This window comes from Halomonas sp. C10-5, from assembly GCF_057169305.1.
The window spans coordinates 2,010,970-2,027,329 of sequence record NZ_CP175665.1 but is presented as its reverse complement, the minus strand read 5'-3'; the positions used below and the strand labels follow the sequence as shown (position 1 = coordinate 2,027,329).

Genomic DNA, 16,360 nt, shown 5'->3' with positions numbered 1-16,360 from the left:
CAATGCTGGCGGTATGGGTCGAACAGCTGCTGGGATTTGCCTCGGGAGCGCTCAAGGCGATTCGCCAGGACGAGCGCTATCCGACGCTGATGGCCTGGGCTCGGGAAGAGGGACCCGCGCTGGTGGGCGGCGATCTGCCGCTGGCCCAGGCGCTGGCGCCGGAACTGTGGTCCCAGGCGCCGCTGGCGCGCCTGGATTTCCGCTGCGAGCCACTGGCGCGCCCGGGGCGTAACGAACCCTGCTGGTGCGACTCCGGCCGCAAGACCAAGCACTGCTGTGGCGCCGTGACACTGCCCGGCTCGGTGCCGGATCACCTGATGTGGATGCTCTCGCTGCGCGACTGGAAGGGCGACACCCTCAAGGCGGCGCTGGCGAGTGGCCGGGCCCCGGCCCAGGCGCTGCTCGAGGCGGGCCTGATCGCCGCCGAGACCGGCCAGCGTGGCCGCGCCCAGCAGATCCTCGAGTCGCTGTTCGAGCGTGGCGACTGGTCGCGGCTGCCGGAACAGGCCGAGCCCGCCTTCGAGATCCTGATCGACCTCTACCAGGAGCGCGGCTTCCATCGCAAGCGCGAGAGCCTGCTCGATGCCGTGCTCGAGCACGGTCCGCTGTTCCTGCGTGGAGTGGCACTGGAGCGGCTGTGCCTGATGCACCTCGACAACGACGACCTGGACAGCGCCCGCGCCGCCTTCGTGCGCGCCCAGCAGGCGCTGCCCGACTCGCCCACCCTGGCCTATATCGAGGCCATGCTGCTGCTCCACGAAGGGCATGAAGAGGAGGCCGCCGAACGGGCGCGCTTCTGGTTCCGGCGCCTGGCTCGCCGGGGCGACCTGGACCCCGATCAGCTGCAGTTCCTCGCCGATCTGGCCGAGAACCCCGGCGCCACCCTGGCCGAACAGTTGCTCAACGCCGAGGAGGACCTGGCCGAGCCGCTGGCCTCCCTGCAGGCGCTCCTCGAGGAGCTGCCCATCGCGCCGCGCCTGGCCGTGTCATGTACCCCGGAAGGCCGGCTCGAGTATCACACCACTGCCCGAGAAGACACCCTGCACGCCGCCTGGCGCCAGGTGTTTCCCGTGTCTGCCGTCTCCGACTCGCCGCTGGGGCTCGAGGATGACCCCTGGCCGAGCGCTGCGGAGTGGCTCCCCGAGCTGTGCAGCCACCCCGAATGGCTGGATGCCCCGGCGGTGGTCCAGGAGCTGGCTCTGGCGCTGACCACGCGCTTCGGCAGCCTGCCGTGGATGGCTCCCAGCCTGTTCGTGCCGCTGGCCAGCCGGCTGGAACGCTGGCTCGAACAGGTGGCGGCCGAAGGCCCCGGCACTCTGGCCTGGGAGGATGCCGACAATGCCCTGCTGCTGCGCACGGGGCTGGCGTTGGTGGTGGGCATGGAGCGCGGCGCCCGCGAACGTTCCCGCCAGCTGGCCGAACGCCTGCTGGTCCTGGACAACCATGACAGCCTGGGCCTGCGGGAGCTGGTACTCGACCAGCTGCTGCGGGATGGTCGCGACAGCGATGCCCTGGCACTCAGCGAGCAGCCGCCCGAAGCCGAGGCCGAGGGGCCGGCACTGGGCGTGCTGATGGGGCGGGCCCTGGCGCTCTATCGCCTCGATCGGCCCGAGGAGGCCGGCCAGGCACTGGCCGAGACCCAGGCACACAACGCCCACGCGCTCAAGCTGCTGTGTGCCGACACTCCACGGCCACTGTCGGGAAGCGATGATGACCCCGCCGAGCCCGGCAGCCGCGCCGAGGCCTGGCAGTATCGCACTCTGATGCGCGACCAGTGGCGGGCGACCCCGGGGGCGCTCGCCTGGCTGCAGGGGTGGCTGGATGGCGAGGCGCATCGCCGATAAATCGGGCTCCCATGGGGGCGGTTTCCAGCGCCCGTGGTGCAAAGGGCTTACGGCTTACGGCTTGCGGCTGCCGGTACAACCGGCGCCGGCACCAGTTCCCGGTCGCGGCTGATCCATAGCGCCAGCAGCACCGCCGGAATCCCCATGACGGCGGAGATCATGAAGAAGGTGGCGTAGCCCTCGACCTCGACCACCAGCCCACCGAAGCCGCTCAGGAACTTGCCGGGCAGGGTCATCAGCGACGAGAACAGCGCGTACTGTGTCGCGGTGTAGGCCCGCGATGTCAGGCTGGAGAGAAAGGCGATAAACACCGCACTGGCCAGGCCGTTGGCCAGGTTGTCGCCGATGATGGCCATCACCAGCAGCGGCAGGCTCTGGCCGGTGAGCGCCAGGGCGGTGAACAGCAGGTTGGTCAGCGCCGCCGCGGTGGCGCCCAGCACGAGGATGGGGCCGATGCCATAGCGCGCCACCAGTAGCCCACCCAGCATGCCCCCGGCGATGCTCATGGCAATGCCGAAGGCGTTGGTGACGTTGGCGATCTCGGTCAGCGTGAACCCCAGGTCGATATACAGCGGGTTGGCCATGGAGGCCATGGCCAGGTCGCTGATCCGGAATACCGCCACGAAGATCAGCAGCCACAGGGCCTTATGCCGATAGCGGGTGAAGAAATCGGTGAAGGGGCAGACGATGGCACCGATCCCCCAGGCGCCCAGGCGCCGCAGCGTCCTGGGCTTGCCGCGGCTGGCCCGCAGGAAGGCACGAACCCTCGGCTCATGGATCAGCTGGCTGGTCAGGGAAAGGCGTTCCGGCTCGGGGCGCACCAGAACCGTCACCACGCCGATGCCGACCAGCGCGGCCATGGTCAGGTAGGCGGCCTCCCAGGAGAGCCAGGAGGCGACGTAGAGCGCCCCGGCACCGGCCGCCAGCAGGCCGCCGCGGTAGCCGATGATATAGGTCGAGGCCATGGCCGCCTGGATGTCCTCCGGCGCCGACTCGATGCGAAAGGCGTCGATGGCGATATCCTGGGTGGCGCTGCCGAAGGCGACCAGCAGGGCGAAGGCGGCCACCAGCGGCAGGTGACCCACCGGGTCTACCCCGGCGAGTCCCACCAGGCCGGCGACGATCAGCGCCTGTGCCAGCAACATCCAGCCGCGGCGCTGGCCGAGGTGACGGGTCAGCAGTGGCAGTGGCAGGCGGTCCACCACCGGGGCCCAGAAGAACTTGATCGAGTAGAGCATGCCGATCCAGGCGAAGAAGCCGATCGCCGCCACCTCGACGCCGTCGCTGCGCAGCCAGGCCGAGAGCGTGGAGAACACCAGCAGGAAGGGCAGGCCGGCGGAGAAGCCCAGGAACAGCATGGTGATGACAGGGGCGCGCAGGTAGATCGCCAGGGAGGCTAGCCAGCTTCTCTGGACGGTAGGCGTCGGCATGGGGCTCTCCTTGCAACGGTGTTAAAATCCTTGCCTCTTTCGCCGGGCTCCCGGCCCGCGAGACGGGTCGCGCAGGGCAGCAGCCGATTGTTGCAGAGCCCCGGCAGCGATACCAGCGTGCAGCGTGAGGGAGAGACATGAACGAGAGCGATGTGATCCGCGACGAAGGTGAAGCAGCGGTACCTCGCTGGTATGCGATCCAGTGCAAGGGCGGCGAATCCTTCCGCGCCACCGAAAACCTGGTCAATCAGGGCTTCGAGGTCTTTCATCCGGTGCTCGAGGTGCAGAAGAAGCGCCGCGGCAAGCTGACCTGGGTGGTCGAGCCGCTGTTTCCCTATTACCTGTTCATCCGCCTCGACCGGCTGGTGAGCAACTGGCGTCCCATCCGCTCGACTCGAGGCGTGCTGAAGCTGGTCAGCTTCGGCGAGACGCCCATCGCCGTGGATGATGCCCTGGTGGAGACGCTGCGCGAGAAGGGCAGCGAGCGCGACCAGGATGCCAACCTCTACTTCCATGCCGGCGAGCCGGTGCAGATCACCGAAGGCCCCTTCAAGGAGCTGCAGGCAGTGTTCGAGAGCCACAAGGGCGAGGAGCGCGCCATCGTGCTGCTCAACCTGCTGCATCGCCAGCAGCGCCTGGAGATGCCGGTGGCCAATCTGCGCCGCAACTGAGCCGGTCACCGCCGCCGGCTTTCACCCGCGATACCCCCATTCAGGAGATCCGCATGACCATTGCCCCTCAGCGCGTCGTTACCCTGCACTATGTCCTCAGCGACGCCGACGGTCAGGTCCTCGATGATTCCCGTGCTCGCCAGCAGCCCCTCGAGTACCTGCATGGCCACCACAATATCGTCGCCGGCCTGGAGCGTGCCCTGGAGGACCAGGACACCGGGGCCGAGCTGACGGTGACTCTGATGCCGGCCGAGGCCTATGGCTTGCGCGACGAGGCGCTGCAACGCGAGGTGGGGCGTGACGCCTTCCCGGTTCCTGAGCTCACGCCGGGCATGCGCTTCCAGACGCCCGGGGATGATGGTCCCGAGATCGTCACCGTCATCGAGGTGCGCGATGACAGCGTACTGATCGACACCAACCACCCCCTGGCCGGCCACACCCTGCGCTACACCCTCGAGGTGCTGTCGGTGCGCGATGCCACTCGTGCCGAGCTGGCCAAGGGCCACCCCCTGCCCCCCGACACCGATCACACCCAGGTCGAGGACAAGAAGCTCCCCTGAAAACTGACCTGAATCAATTACGCTCCCTCTCTCGTCAGCCCCCGGGTCGTAACTTGATTCAGGTCAGGTTTCTCCTTGCCTTCCCGGCCTATAGTGCACCCATCACATCGAGTCGGGGAGGACACCACCATGTATCTGGATGACGCCGTAATCTTCGGGCTGGTCACCGTCGCGATGATGATCGCTTTCATGGGTGGCTGGATTGCCTTCATCGTGCGGGACCACCGCAAGAAGCACTGAAGCCAGCCGCAGCACGAGTCGTCAGGGGAGGGGGGAGTCTTTCCCCCCAGTGGGCCGACCTTCACGGGTCGGCCTTTTTTTTCGTGTGTGATCAGTTAGTGTCGCGGTTAGGCAACGCCCGTGGAACAAATTGACAACGCTTCTCCGGCAGCGGCATCTCGAGGCCTCAGTGGCTAGGATGAACAGTGTTCGAGCAAGACACTGCTCGCCGAGCCGCAGGAGGTTCCCATGTCACACCACGATCATGAAATCGAGGCCGCCGAGACCCATCGCCGGCGTCGGCGCCGGCTCCTCGCCACCCTCGGCGTGGGTCTGGCTGGTGCCTATGTTGCCCCCACGCTGTTCAGCGTCGGCCAGGCCCAGGCCTGGGATGGGCGCCGCCGTTCGCGTCCCAGCCGCTCCCGGCCTAGCTGGTCGCGCCCCAGCCGCTCCCGGCCCAGCCGCTACGACGGCGCCTATCGGCGGCATGAGCGGGCCCGCCAGGAGCGCCACTATCGCCGCGGCGATGAGCGCTATCGCCGGGACGACCGCTACTACTCGCGGCGTGAATACGAGCACGACCGTCGCCGGCTGCGCGATTATCGTGAAGACCCGGTGACCATCGTCGAGGATATCGTCTTCGGTCGCCCCGATCGCCGCTGGTAATGGTCGACGCCCAAGATATTTCCCTGCCCGGCCTCGGACGCATTCTGCGGGTGCAGGAGGCGCCCGAGGTCGTCGCGGCCTTGGGCCAGGCGTTGCCGGGTTGGCCACTCTCTGTCGCGCGTGCCCGGGGTCTGGCACCGGCCATCCGCCTGCGGCGCAGTCGCGGAGGCTATCTGCAGCGCTCGCCCCAGCTGCCCCGAGGTCTCGAACTGCCGACGCCGGCCTCGGCGGTGTGCAGCCTGATCGCGGATCTGGGTGGCGATCTTCTCGATCGGGATGGCTCGCTGCTGGGCCTGCACTGCGCCAGCGTGGAGGTGGGTGGCCGCCTGGTACTGTTTCCCGAGAGCCATCGCGCCGGCAAGAGCACCTTGGCGGTGGCCTTTGCCGCGGCCGGTTACCGGCTGTTCGGCGATGATGTGCTGGGCCTGACACGGGAAGGCAAGGGGGTGGGCCTGGGCATCGCGCCTCGGCTGCGCCTGCCGCTGCCCGAGACGTTGGCTCCGAAGCTGCTCGACTATGCCGAGGCCCATGCCGGCCCCGAGGATGCCCGCTATCGCTTCGTGCTGCCGCCCGGGAATGCCCTGGCTCGCCATGGCGAATCGGGTCCGGTGGGGGCACTGGTGCTGCTGGAGCGTGACGATCAGGCGAGCATTCCCGAGGTCGTCCGGCTCCAGCCGGGAGAGGGGCTGCTGCAGCTGCTCTCCCAGAACTTTGCCCGGCATGCCGCCCCCGAATCGCTCATGGCACACCTGCTGCCGCTGATGAAGCGCGTTCCCTGCCTGCTGCTGCGCTATGCCGAGCCGCTGGCAGCGGCCCGCCACCTGGGCGCCGTGCTCGAGGGTGACGAAAGTGAGGCTGGCCAGGGCGAGAGCGACAGGTTCGTGGTGACCAGGCCTGAGGCCTCGCCGCTTAGCGGCCCGGTCCCTGCAGGGCGGCGCTGGCTGGCGACTCGCGAGGCGAGAAGCTACCCGCTCGGTCGTGAGCTGTTCCTGATTCAACCCGCCAGCGGTGCCATTCACCGCTTGAACGCCACCGGCGAGGCGGTGTGGCGATTGCTGTGTCAGGAGCCGCTCAGCGGGGAGGAGCTGGGGGAGCTGTTGGCCGAACACTTCGGCGAGCCGCTCGAGTCGGTCAGCGAGGATGTCGGCTGGTTGCTGGCGGGGCTTGCCGATGCCGGCCTGGTGGCTGCCGCCGAGCAGCAGTCAGCACCTATCGCTGGACCGTGACGCGCTCCTCGGCGGGGCGCCAGTGGCGCTGCCAGGCCCGCATCACGCGTTCCGGGTACCAGGTCTTGCCCAGGCTGCCGTTGTAGCGGGCCAGGGCCCGGGTGAAGTCGCCGCGCTCCACTGCCAGGTAGTGGGCGAGTATCGTGCAGCCATAGCGCAGGTTACGCCACGGGTCCTTGAGGTCGTCGGCGGGAAGGCCCAGTTCGCGGATCCAGAATGGCATGATCTGCATCAGTCCCACCGCGCCGGCGGAGGAAACCGCCTCGACCTGGAAGGCACTCTCCACCTGGATCAGGGCCAGTACCAGCTCGGGAGGCAGCCCCGCCAGCGTCGCCTCGTGATAGACCCGCCGCAACAGCTCGCTGCGCAGCATTGGATCCTTCACATGGCGCGACAGCGCCGGCTCCATGGCGGTAAACCACTGGCGTGCGGCCCACACCTCGGCCGGGTCACGGGAGATGGAGAGGGTCTCGTCGAGGGTGGTGCGCAGCGTATGTGGGGTATCCGGCAGCGGCTGGACCAGCAGCGGCCGACTATCGGCCGCCAGGGATGCCAGGAAATCGCCGTCATCGGCCGCTACACCCGCCGCCAGCAGGCTGCTTGCCAGCATGGCGGCAAGTGAGCGGCGCATCCTGGCCAAGATGAAACTAGCCGAGCTGGATCTTGTGGCGCAGGAAGTCGAGGATCTCCGCGGCCGGCACCATGGTGGCTTCGCTGTCACGGCGTCCCTTGTACTCCAGTTCACCCTTGTCCAGTCCGCGATCCCCGACCACCAGGCGGTGGGGCAGGCCCATCAGCTCATGGTCGGCAAACTTCACGCCGGGGCGCAGGTCGCGGTCGTCCAGCAGCACCTCGAAACCGGCGGCGGTCAGCTCGGCGTAGAGTTTCTCCGACTCCTCGCGCACGCGCTGCGACTTGTGGGCATTCATCGGCACCAGCGCGATATGGAAGGGGGCGATGGGGTCTGGCCAGATAATGCCGGCGTCGTCGTGGTTCTGCTCAATGGCAGCCGCCACCACGCGGGTCACCCCGATACCATAGCAGCCCATCCAGGGATGAATGGCACGACCTTCGTCGCCCAGCACGGTGGCGTTCATCGCCTCGCTGTACTTGCGTCCCAGCTGGAAGACGTGGCCCACCTCGATGCCCCGCTTGATGGAGAGCGTGCCCTGGCCGTCCGGCGAGGGGTCGCCCTCGACCACGTTGCGGATATCGGCCACCTTGGGCAGCGCCACATCGCGCTCCCAGTTGATGCCGAAGTAATGCTTGCCATCGATGTTGGCGCCGGCACCGAAGTCGCTCATCAGTGCCACGCTGCGATCGATGATCACCGGCATGTCCAGGTTAACGGGGCCCAGGGAGCCGGGACCGGCACCCACCACGGCGCGAATCTCCTCTTCACTGGCCATCGTGAGCGGGGCAGCCACCTCGGGCAGGTTCTCGGCCTTGACCTCGTTGAGCTCATGGTCGCCACGCACCAGCAGAGCGATCAGCCCGCCCTCGGCAGCGTGGACCATCAGAGTCTTGATCGTCTTCTCGATGGGCAGGCCGTGCTGCTCCACCAGGGCGGCGATGGTTTTGGCATCCGGCGTATCCACCAGGCGCAGCTCCTCGCCGGGCGTGGGGCGCCGGGCATCGCTGCCCAGCGGTGCCGGCAGCGCCTCGGCCTTCTCCATATTGGCCGCGTAGTCGGAGCCGGTAGAGAAGACGATGTCGTCCTCGCCGGAGTCGGCCAGCACGTGGAACTCGTGGGAGCCGGTGCCGCCGATGGCGCCGTTGTCGGCGATCACCGGGCGGAAGTCCAGTCCCAGGCGGGTGAAGATCCGCGTATAGGCGTCGTACATCGCCTGGTAGGTCTCCTTGAGGGAGTCCTCGTCGACGTGGAAGGAGTAGGCATCCTTCATGATGAACTCGCGCGAGCGCATCACTCCGAAGCGCGGGCGGATCTCGTCACGGAACTTGGTCTGGATCTGGTAGAAGTTGGCCGGCAGCTGCTTGTAGCTGGAGATCTCCTTGCGGACCAGGTCGGTGATCACTTCCTCGTGGGTGGGGCCCACGCAGTAGTCGCGATCGTGGCGGTCCTTGAGGCGCAGCAGCTCGGGGCCGTACTGCTCCCAGCGGCCGGACTCCTGCCACAGTTCGGCGGGCTGGACCGCCGGCATCAGCACCTCCTGGGCGCCGGCCCGATCCATCTCCTCGCGCACGATGCGTTCGACCTTGCGCAGGGTCTTGAGCCCCAATGGCAGCCAGGTGTAGAGGCCGGAGGTGAGGCGGCGGATCATGCCTGAACGCAGCATCAGCTGGTGGCTGATGACTTCCGCATCGGCGGGGGTTTCCTTCAGGGTGGCGATCAGCATCTGGGTGGCGCGCATGGGTCCGGCGTGTCCTCGGTGGTCAAACGGGATGGCCGCAAGGGCGGCAATGTTGCAGGCATTGTACGGCGAAGCCGGGGGCGCGGCAAAAGCCGTCGCACCGTGGCCCGGCGTTGCGCTGGGCCTTGATGCGGATCAACTTGATCACGCTTATCTATAGCAAGCTAAAAGAAAGCATGAAATCATCATGCCGTGATCTAATTCTGCGGCCTCGCCGCGGATCGTGAAAGGAGACGACCTTGGACAAGCTGGACAGGAATTCCATCGAAGCGCGCTGCCGCTGGCCCGGCTGGCAGGACAAGCTGTGCTCCGCCGAAGAGGCCTCTGCCCTGATCGAAGATGGCATGACCGTGGGCATGAGCGGCTTCACTCGGGCCGGAGAGGCCAAGGAAGTACCGCGGGCACTGGCCGAGCGCGCCGCCCTGGACCCGTTCTCGATCACCCTGATGACCGGGGCCTCGCTGGGCAACGACCTGGACAAGCTGCTCACCGATGCCAACGTGCTGTCGCGGCGTATGCCGTTCCAGGTCGACGCCACCCTGCGCCGCGCCATCAACGACGGCCGGGTGATGTTTATCGACCAGCATCTCTCCGAGACGGTGGAACTGCTGCGCAACCGCCAGTTGGCCGAGCTCGACGTGGCCGTGGTGGAGGCCTGCGCGATCACCGAGGAGGGCGGGATCGTGCCCACCACCTCGGTGGGCAACTCGGCCAGCTACGCGATCCTCGCCGACAAGGTGATCATCGAACTTAACCTCGACTCGCCCGCCGAGCTGGAGGGGCTGCACGATATCTATATCCCCCAGATGCGGCCCACCCGTCCGCCGATTCCGGTGGTGGCGCCGGACTCGCGCATCGGCACGCCCTATATACCGATCGATCCGGAGAAGATTGCCGCCATCGTGGTCACCCGGGGCAAGGACAGTCCCTCCACGGTGTTGCCACCGGACACCGATACCCGACATATCGCCGATCACCTGATCCGTTTCTTCTCCGCTGAGGTCGAGGCCGGGCGTCTTGCCCCCTCCCTGCTGCCGCTCCAGGCCGGCATCGGCAGCATGGCCAATGCGGTGATGAGCGGGCTGGCCGAGGGTCCCTTCGAGCACCTCACCATGTACTCCGAGGTGCTGCAGGATTCCACTTTCGACCTGCTGGATGCCGGCAAGCTCGACTTCGCCTCCGGCTGCTCCATCACCCTCTCCGAGGCGTGTGGCGAGCGGGTCTGGTCGAACCTGGACGTCTATCGCGATCGCCTGATCCTGCGCCCCCAGGAGCTCTCCAACCACCCGGGGATCGTGCGCCGCCTGGGCATCATCGCCGTAAACACGGCGCTGGAGGTGGATATCTACGGCAACGTCAACTCTACCCATGTGGGCGGCACCAGGATGATGAATGGCATCGGTGGTTCCGGTGACTTCGCCCGCAACGCCCAGCTCTCGGTGTTTGTCACCAAGTCGGTGGCCAAGGGCGGTGATCTCTCAAGCGTGGTGCCCTTCGTCAGCCACGTGGACCATACCGAGCACGATGTGGATGTGCTGGTGACCGAGCATGGGCTGGCCAACCTGCGTGGCCTGGCGCCGCGGGAGCGCGCCGAGCGGGTGATCGAGCAGTGTGCCGACCCACTCTATCGCCCGGCGCTGCGTCGCTATTTCGAGGAGGCCTGTCGGCGTGGCGGTCACACGCCGCACTGCCTGGAGCAGGCGCTGTCGTGGCATATCGCCGTGGAGCGTGATGGCCATATGCGCAGCCTCCAGGAGGAAGGTGCCGAGGCCGTGGGCGCCTGAGCGGCTGGTTCAGGCCTGAAACAGCAGCAGGCGCACCAGCATGCCCAGCACCAGGGTGGTGGAGACGCTCAGCAGGGTGCCGAGCAGAACGTATTCGGTAAGCTTGCGGTCGGGGGAGTCGCGCAGGTCGCCGAAGCGTAGCACCGACTTGGCAGCAAGCAGGAAGCCGACCGCGGTGAGCTGGTCGAGCAGCACCAGGGTCAGCACCAGCAGCCGCTCCAACACGCCGATGCGCGCCCCGGCGCTGACCAGGGTGCCGGTCTCCTCGAGTTGCTCGCTCCAGCGCTGCATGATCAGGGCGATGGCGATGGACAGCGGTCGCGTTACCAGCAGGTAGGCGGCCGCTGTCCCCAGTACCGTCGGCGAGACCAGCCAGGCGGCAAGCTCTCGCAGCGGTGACAGGCTGCCCAGCCAGGCCAGCCAGAGCCCCACCAGCACCAGAAGATGGGCGGCCTGGTCGAGCAGGAACCAGCGCAGCTCGCCGGCCGGCAGCCGGGCCTTAACCAGGTCGATCAGCCAGTGGCTGGCGGCCAACGCCAGACTTCCGATCGCCACCACGGCCAGCCCCCTGGGCTGGGCGGCACTTGCCGTCAGCAGCACGCCCCCGGCGAGCAGGCCATGCAGCCCGGCATGCTGGAGCAGGTGCTTCGAGCGGTGGCGCAGTCGATAGCGCTCCGCCACCCAGGCGGATGGCTGCAGCAGGAAGTCGCCCACGAGATGGGCGAGGAGCAGCCCCATAAGCAGCGACAGGGGATCGAAGCTCATGGCCTTTCCTCCTGCTCGGCGAGGCGCTCACGCAGGTAGTCGAGGGAGTCGGAGAGCAGGGCCCAGCGGGCGACACGCAGGCGCTTGTGCACGCTGGGCTGGCGGATGCCGAGACGCTCGGCCAGGGCCTGCTGGGAGGCGTCATGGCGCAGGCTCAGGCCGACGACCTCGGCGGAGTAGGGCGACCAGCCGTCGATCATGTCGTCGATAAAGCGTACCAGCAGGGCGAGGCCGTGATCCTCGGGTGCCTCGAGCCGGGTCAGCGAGAGATGGGCGACGCCATCGGCCAGGGCATCCAGGGCGCGCCCCGATGCGACGAAGGTGGCGCCGTCGGCCGCCGCGATACCGTGCTCGGCTGGCCCGGCCGCCACGGCTATCCGGGCATCCCACCGCTGATGGGTTTCGGAGTGCTCGATCAGCGCCGCTCGCAAGGCCACCGCCGCTTCCATGGCCGGCGCCGCCTGCGGTAGAGCAAGCTGGAAGCCGTCGCCCCGGAAGCGTTCGCCGTGGCCGCCGTGCCGAGAGGCCAGCTCGGCGAGGCTGTCATCCAGCAGACGGTAGAGGCGGGGCCGGTCCTCGACCTTGCGCGAGTCGATGACGTCGCCGGTCAGCACCGCGATGCGCTGTGGCATGGCGTTATTCTCCGGAGGTGCCTGCCTGGAGTATAGCCCTAATGGGCTATTTTTCAATCTAATAGCCCTCAAGGGTTATTTTTATGATAAATAGCCCGTATAGGGTATAAATAGCCTACCGGGCCAGCTCCCGCATGGCGTTCTCCAGCCCCTCAAGGGTCATGGGGTACATGCGGTCATCGATCAGCTGGCGGATCAGCTGGGTGGAGTGGGTGTAGTCCCAGGCGCGCGGCGGCATGGGGTTGAGCCAGGCCAGGCGCGGGAACTTGTCCGCCAGGCGCTTGAGCCACACGGCCCCGGCCTCGTCGTTGAAGTGCTCCACACTGCCGCCGGGATGGGTGATCTCGTACGGTGACATGGCGGCGTCACCGACGATCACCACCTGGTAGTCATCGCCATAGGTGTGCAGCACGTCCAAGGTCGGGATGCGTTCATGTCGGCGACGGGAGTTGTCGCGCCACAGCCCCTCGTAGGGGCAGTTATGGAAGTAGTAGGCCTCCAGGTGCTTGAACTCGGCGCGTGCCGCGGAGAAGAGCTCCTCGCAGGTGCGGACATGGTCATCCATGGAGCCGCCCACATCGAGGAGCAGCAGCACCTTCACCGCATTGTGGCGTTCGGGGCGCATCTGCACGTTGAGCAGGCCGGCGTCCCGGGCCGTCTCGCGGATGGTGGCGTCGACATCGAATTCCTCCGCAGCCCCCTGGCGTGCGAACTTGCGCAGCCGGCGTAGCGCCATCTTGATATTGCGGGTGCCAAGCTCCAGGGAGTCGTCGTAGTCGCGGAAGCGGCGCTCGTCCCATACTTTCACCGCGCGGCGGTGGCGTGAGCCATCCTGGCCGATGCGGATCCCCTCGGGGTTGTAGCCATAGGCGCCGAAGGGACTGGTGCCGCCGGTACCGATCCACTTGTTGCCGCCGGCGTGGCGCTCCTTCTGCTCCTCGAGGCGCTGCTTGAAGGTCTCGATCAGTTTCTCGAGCCCGCCCAGGGACTCGATCTGCGCCTTCTCCTCTGCGGAGAGCTGCTTCTCGAATTCCCGGCGCAGCCAGTCGTCAGGGATCAGCGCCTCGATGGCGGCGTCGAGGTTCTCCAGCCCCTCGAACCAGGCGGCGAAGGCGCGATCGAAGCGGTCGAAGTGGCGCTCATCCTTGACCATCACGGTGCGGGCGATGCGGTAGAAGGCCTCCATGTCGGCGAACACCACGCCGCGCTCCACCACCGCGTGGAGGTCGAGCAGCTCGCGCAGCGATACCGGCACCCCGGCGCGCTTGAGGGTCTCGAACAGGCCGATAAACATGGGTCAGCGCCTCTGGTTGCCCTGGCGGCGCATCATGAAGGCCAGCCGCTCCAGTAACTGGGTGTCCTGCTCGTTCTTGACCAGTGCCCCGGCCAGCGGCGGGATCGCCTTGGCGGGGTCGCGCTGGTAGAGCGCCTCCCGGGCCAGGTCGTCGGCCATCAACAGTTTCAGCCAGTCCACCAGCTCCGAGGTCGATGGCTTCTTCTTGAGTCCCGGTGCCTGGCGCAGCTCGAAGAACACCTCCAGCGCCTCGCCGACCAGCTTCGGGGCGATCTCGGGGAAGTGCACGTCGACGATCGCCTGCATGGTCTCGCGGTCGGGGAACTCGATGTAGTGGAAGAAGCAGCGGCGCAGGAAAGCGTCGGGCAACTCCTTCTCGTTGTTGGAGGTGATGACGATGATCGGGCGGTGTTTGGCGCGAATGGTCTCGCCGGTCTCGTAGACATGGAACTCCATGCGATCCAGCTCCTGGAGCAGGTCGTTGGGGAATTCGATGTCGGCCTTGTCGATCTCGTCGATCAGCAGCACCACCCGCTCGTCAGCGGTGAAGGCGTCCCACAGCTTGCCGGGCTTGATGTAGTTGGCGACGTTCTCCACCCCCTCGACCCCAAGTTGGGAGTCGCGCAGGCGGCTTACCGCATCATATTCGTAGAGCCCCTGGGCCGCCTTGGTAGAGGACTTGATATGCCAGGTGTGCAGCTCGGTGCCTAATGATGCCGCCAGCTCCTCGGCGAGCAGGGTCTTGCCGGTGCCCGGCTCGCCCTTGATCAGCAGCGGACGCTCCAGGGTCACGGCGGCGTTGACCGCCTGCTTGAGGGCCTCGGTGGCCACATAGGTGGAAGTGGAATCAAACGCCATGGGTCTTGCCTCGGCTTGTCGTCAGCGGGTCAAAGGGATTCGAACGAGTGTACGGAAGGGCCGAGGCGGGGACAAATGCGCGGTTGACGGCATCGGACCGGCGGCGAGTCGGTTAGGATATCGACCCGGTGTACGAAGACAGAAGGAGCCTGCGGCATGACCGACAACCTGTTCGCCTCGATCCCCCTCACCCTGGAGGCGGAGCGGTTCGATGAGCTGGCGGCCGGCAAGGACGTGCGCATCGAGCGCATCGTCTCCCGTGGCCACACCTCGCCGGAGGAGGGCTGGTATGACCAGCCGCAGCACGAGTGGGTGACGGTGCTGCAGTGGCGGACGGTGCTGGCATTCGCCTCGGGGGAGGAGGTCGAGCTGGCGCCGGGCGACCATCTCACGATCCCGGCCCACTGCCGGCACCGTGTGAAGTGGACGGATCCTCAGCAGGCGACGGTCTGGCTGGCGGTGCACTATTCCGCATAGGTCATCCTGCGGGTCATGCCACCGTCCACCACCAGGTTCTGGCCGGTGATGAAGCCCGCCTCGTCGGAGAGCAGGAAGGCCGCCATGGTGGTGGATCAATGCGGCTGATGCTGCTCGAGCCTCTCGGCCAGCCAGATCTTGATGATCGATTGTCGTGTCACCCCCAGCCGAGCTGCCTCGCGATCCAGAGAGTCGATCATCCAGGTAGGGAAGTCGACATTGACGCGCTTCTGTTTCCTGAGGGGGCGCTTGGCGTTGTCCAGATCCAGCTCTTCGGTGATGTCGTTACCGTCATCGAAGCGCCTGTCGAGTTCAGTCGCCTTCATAGAGTTCAACCTCTCTGCTGCGGGCCCGCCTGACAGAGATAAGGCGTATTCGAGCCCCACGGTAGGTGATGATGCCGGACCAGTGTTTCTCACCAATCCTGCCGATGACCACGTAACGAGGCTCATCGGTCGACTTTGCCGGTATCTCGAGCAGGTCGGGGTCCTGCCAGAGCAGCTGCGCCTCGACAAAATCGATGCCGTGCTTGTCCCGATTCGCCTCGCTTTTTCGACGGTCATACTCGAAGCTGGTCATGAGTAGAAATTATACCTTTTTTATGCCTCCGAAAAGTCCTCATTCAAGGAGGTGAGTGAATATTTCAGTGTCGAGGGCGGTAGGCCTCCACCAGGGTCGCCGGGTCGTGTTCGGCATGGCCGCGGGTGGCGTGGGCGCGCAGCAGTTGGGCGGCCAGGCCGCTCATGGGCGTGGCGCTGGCGCTGCGCCGACTCTGGGCCACCGCCATGTCCAGGTCCTTGAGCAGGGTACGCAGGTGCCAGGGCGGGTCGGCGAAGTCGCTGGCCGCCATGCGCGGGGTGAGGATCCGGAAGGGGGTGGAGTCCGCGAAGCCGCCTGCCAGCGCCTCGGTCAACCGGCCTGCTTCGACGCCGCTGGCCTCGGCGAGTGCCACCATCTCGGCGAGCACCGCGGCCTGGCAGCCCACCACCATCTGGTTGCACACCTTGGTGACCTGGCCGGCACCCACCGGGCCCATATGGGTCACCCGCGTGGCCAGTGGGGCGAGCAGCGGGCGCAGGGCGTCGATCCGCGCCGCCTCACCGCCGGCCATCATCACCAGGCTGCCCGCCTCGGCGCCGGCCACGCCCCCGGAGACGGGGCAGTCGACCCACCTCATGCCACACCGCGACTCGAGCCGGGTGGCGAAGTCACGGGTCGCCTCCGGGTCGCTGCTCGAGAAGTCGATCAGGGTCTGGCCCTGGCGGCCATGCTCCGCCACGCCGCCCTCGCCGAACACCACGGTTTCCACCACCTCGGTATTGGCCAGGCAGAGCATCACCACGTCCACACCCTGCACCAGCTCGCCGATGGAGTCGGCGACCCTGGCTCCGGCGCTGCCCAACGTCTTTGCCTTGGCGGGGGTGCGGTTCCAGACGGTGACCTCGAAGCCGGCATCGAGCAGGCGGCGGGTCATGGGGACGCCCATCAGGCCGAGGCCGATGAAGCCGAGCGTGGGGTGGGGCATATCACTCTCCTTGGCAAACGGAAGGCCGCCCTGAGGC

Annotated in this window: 19 protein-coding genes; 8 read left to right on the top strand and 11 right to left on the bottom strand. The window is 67.0% G+C overall.

Features of this window, described 5'->3' with window-relative positions:
* Window positions 1-2: 2 nt before the first annotated feature.
* The gene (locus ACJ7IV_RS09430; protein WP_483864170.1) at window positions 3-1,844 is read left to right on the top strand and encodes an SEC-C metal-binding domain-containing protein; all 1,842 of its coding nucleotides are present in this window, start codon (window positions 3-5) and stop codon (window positions 1,842-1,844) included.
* Between the two features lie 47 nt (window positions 1,845-1,891).
* Here the strand turns inward: ACJ7IV_RS09430 and ACJ7IV_RS09425 are convergent, their stop codons facing one another.
* Entirely contained in the window at window positions 1,892-3,274 is a 1,383-nt protein-coding gene (locus tag ACJ7IV_RS09425; RefSeq protein WP_483864169.1) for an AmpG family muropeptide MFS transporter, read from the bottom strand.
* 137 nt (window positions 3,275-3,411) lie between these two features.
* Between ACJ7IV_RS09425 and rfaH the strand changes: the two genes are divergently transcribed.
* The 5 genes from rfaH to ACJ7IV_RS09400 all read left to right on the top strand — a co-directional run bounded on the left by rfaH (window position 3,412) and on the right by ACJ7IV_RS09400 (window position 6,616).
* Window positions 3,412-3,945, top strand: coding sequence for a transcription/translation regulatory transformer protein RfaH (gene rfaH, locus ACJ7IV_RS09420; RefSeq protein WP_282040752.1), 534 nt, complete (start codon window positions 3,412-3,414; stop codon window positions 3,943-3,945).
* A gap of 53 nt (window positions 3,946-3,998) precedes the next feature.
* Window positions 3,999-4,505 (top strand): FKBP-type peptidyl-prolyl cis-trans isomerase, encoded by a 507-nt coding sequence (locus ACJ7IV_RS09415; protein ID WP_282040754.1) that lies wholly within the window; start codon window positions 3,999-4,001, stop codon window positions 4,503-4,505.
* A gap of 129 nt (window positions 4,506-4,634) precedes the next feature.
* Window positions 4,635-4,745, top strand: coding sequence for a cytochrome c oxidase subunit CcoM (ccoM, locus tag ACJ7IV_RS09410; RefSeq protein WP_276608735.1), 111 nt, complete (start codon window positions 4,635-4,637; stop codon window positions 4,743-4,745).
* 228 nt (window positions 4,746-4,973) lie between these two features.
* The gene (locus ACJ7IV_RS09405) at window positions 4,974-5,390 is read left to right on the top strand and encodes a hypothetical protein (protein WP_483864168.1); all 417 of its coding nucleotides are present in this window, start codon (window positions 4,974-4,976) and stop codon (window positions 5,388-5,390) included.
* Entirely contained in the window at window positions 5,390-6,616 is a 1,227-nt protein-coding gene (locus ACJ7IV_RS09400) for a PqqD family peptide modification chaperone (RefSeq protein WP_483864167.1), read from the top strand. The genes ACJ7IV_RS09405 and ACJ7IV_RS09400 overlap by 1 nt, the downstream gene beginning before the upstream one ends.
* Here the strand turns inward: ACJ7IV_RS09400 and ACJ7IV_RS09395 are convergent.
* Entirely contained in the window at window positions 6,600-7,247 is a 648-nt protein-coding gene (locus tag ACJ7IV_RS09395; RefSeq protein WP_420841781.1) for a lytic transglycosylase domain-containing protein, read from the bottom strand. The genes ACJ7IV_RS09400 and ACJ7IV_RS09395 overlap by 17 nt on opposite strands.
* Window positions 7,248-7,263: 16 nt before the next feature.
* Entirely contained in the window at window positions 7,264-8,988 is a 1,725-nt protein-coding gene (locus ACJ7IV_RS09390) for a proline--tRNA ligase (protein WP_483864166.1), read from the bottom strand.
* 239 nt (window positions 8,989-9,227) lie between these two features.
* Here ACJ7IV_RS09390 and scpC point away from each other — a divergent pair, with 239 nt between their 5' ends.
* A complete protein-coding gene (gene scpC / locus ACJ7IV_RS09385) occupies window positions 9,228-10,772 on the top strand; it encodes a succinyl-CoA:acetate CoA-transferase ScpC (protein ID WP_483864165.1) in 1,545 nt (514 codons plus the stop codon).
* Between the two features lie 9 nt (window positions 10,773-10,781).
* On the opposite strand, the gene ACJ7IV_RS09380 is transcribed toward scpC, so the two are convergent.
* From ACJ7IV_RS09380 to ACJ7IV_RS09365, 4 genes are all read right to left on the bottom strand, one after another.
* A complete protein-coding gene (locus ACJ7IV_RS09380) occupies window positions 10,782-11,537 on the bottom strand; it encodes a DUF3307 domain-containing protein (protein ID WP_483864164.1) in 756 nt (251 codons plus the stop codon).
* Window positions 11,534-12,169 carry a hypothetical protein gene (locus ACJ7IV_RS09375; protein ID WP_483864163.1) on the bottom strand — a complete coding sequence of 212 codons (636 nt, stop codon included), beginning with the start codon at window positions 12,167-12,169 and terminating at the stop codon, window positions 11,534-11,536. The genes ACJ7IV_RS09380 and ACJ7IV_RS09375 overlap by 4 nt, the downstream gene beginning before the upstream one ends.
* A gap of 115 nt (window positions 12,170-12,284) precedes the next feature.
* On the bottom strand, window positions 12,285-13,463 hold the full coding sequence (locus ACJ7IV_RS09370) for a vWA domain-containing protein (protein ID WP_483864162.1): 1,179 nt from the start codon (window positions 13,461-13,463) through the stop codon (window positions 12,285-12,287).
* 3 nt (window positions 13,464-13,466) lie between these two features.
* Entirely contained in the window at window positions 13,467-14,321 is an 855-nt protein-coding gene (locus tag ACJ7IV_RS09365) for an AAA family ATPase (protein ID WP_213313138.1), read from the bottom strand.
* Between the two features lie 156 nt (window positions 14,322-14,477).
* Here ACJ7IV_RS09365 and ACJ7IV_RS09360 point away from each other — a divergent pair, with 156 nt between their 5' ends.
* Window positions 14,478-14,798, top strand: coding sequence for a cupin domain-containing protein (locus tag ACJ7IV_RS09360; protein ID WP_483864161.1), 321 nt, complete (start codon window positions 14,478-14,480; stop codon window positions 14,796-14,798).
* Here the strand turns inward: ACJ7IV_RS09360 and ACJ7IV_RS09355 are convergent.
* The 4 genes from ACJ7IV_RS09355 to ACJ7IV_RS09340 form a co-directional block, all read right to left on the bottom strand.
* Window positions 14,786-14,884: an SDR family oxidoreductase gene (locus tag ACJ7IV_RS09355; protein WP_483864160.1), complete on the bottom strand. Its 99-nt coding sequence runs from the start codon at window positions 14,882-14,884 to the stop codon at window positions 14,786-14,788. The genes ACJ7IV_RS09360 and ACJ7IV_RS09355 overlap by 13 nt on opposite strands.
* 9 nt (window positions 14,885-14,893) lie before the next feature.
* Entirely contained in the window at window positions 14,894-15,124 is a 231-nt protein-coding gene (brnA, locus tag ACJ7IV_RS09350) for a type II toxin-antitoxin system BrnA family antitoxin (protein ID WP_483864159.1), read from the bottom strand.
* On the bottom strand, window positions 15,111-15,377 hold the full coding sequence (locus ACJ7IV_RS09345) for a BrnT family toxin (protein WP_483864158.1): 267 nt from the start codon (window positions 15,375-15,377) through the stop codon (window positions 15,111-15,113). Before ACJ7IV_RS09345 ends, brnA begins: the two co-directional genes overlap by 14 nt.
* Before the next feature lie 64 nt (window positions 15,378-15,441).
* A complete protein-coding gene (locus ACJ7IV_RS09340; protein ID WP_483864157.1) occupies window positions 15,442-16,323 on the bottom strand; it encodes an NAD(P)-dependent oxidoreductase in 882 nt (293 codons plus the stop codon).
* Window positions 16,324-16,360 lie beyond the last annotated feature (37 nt).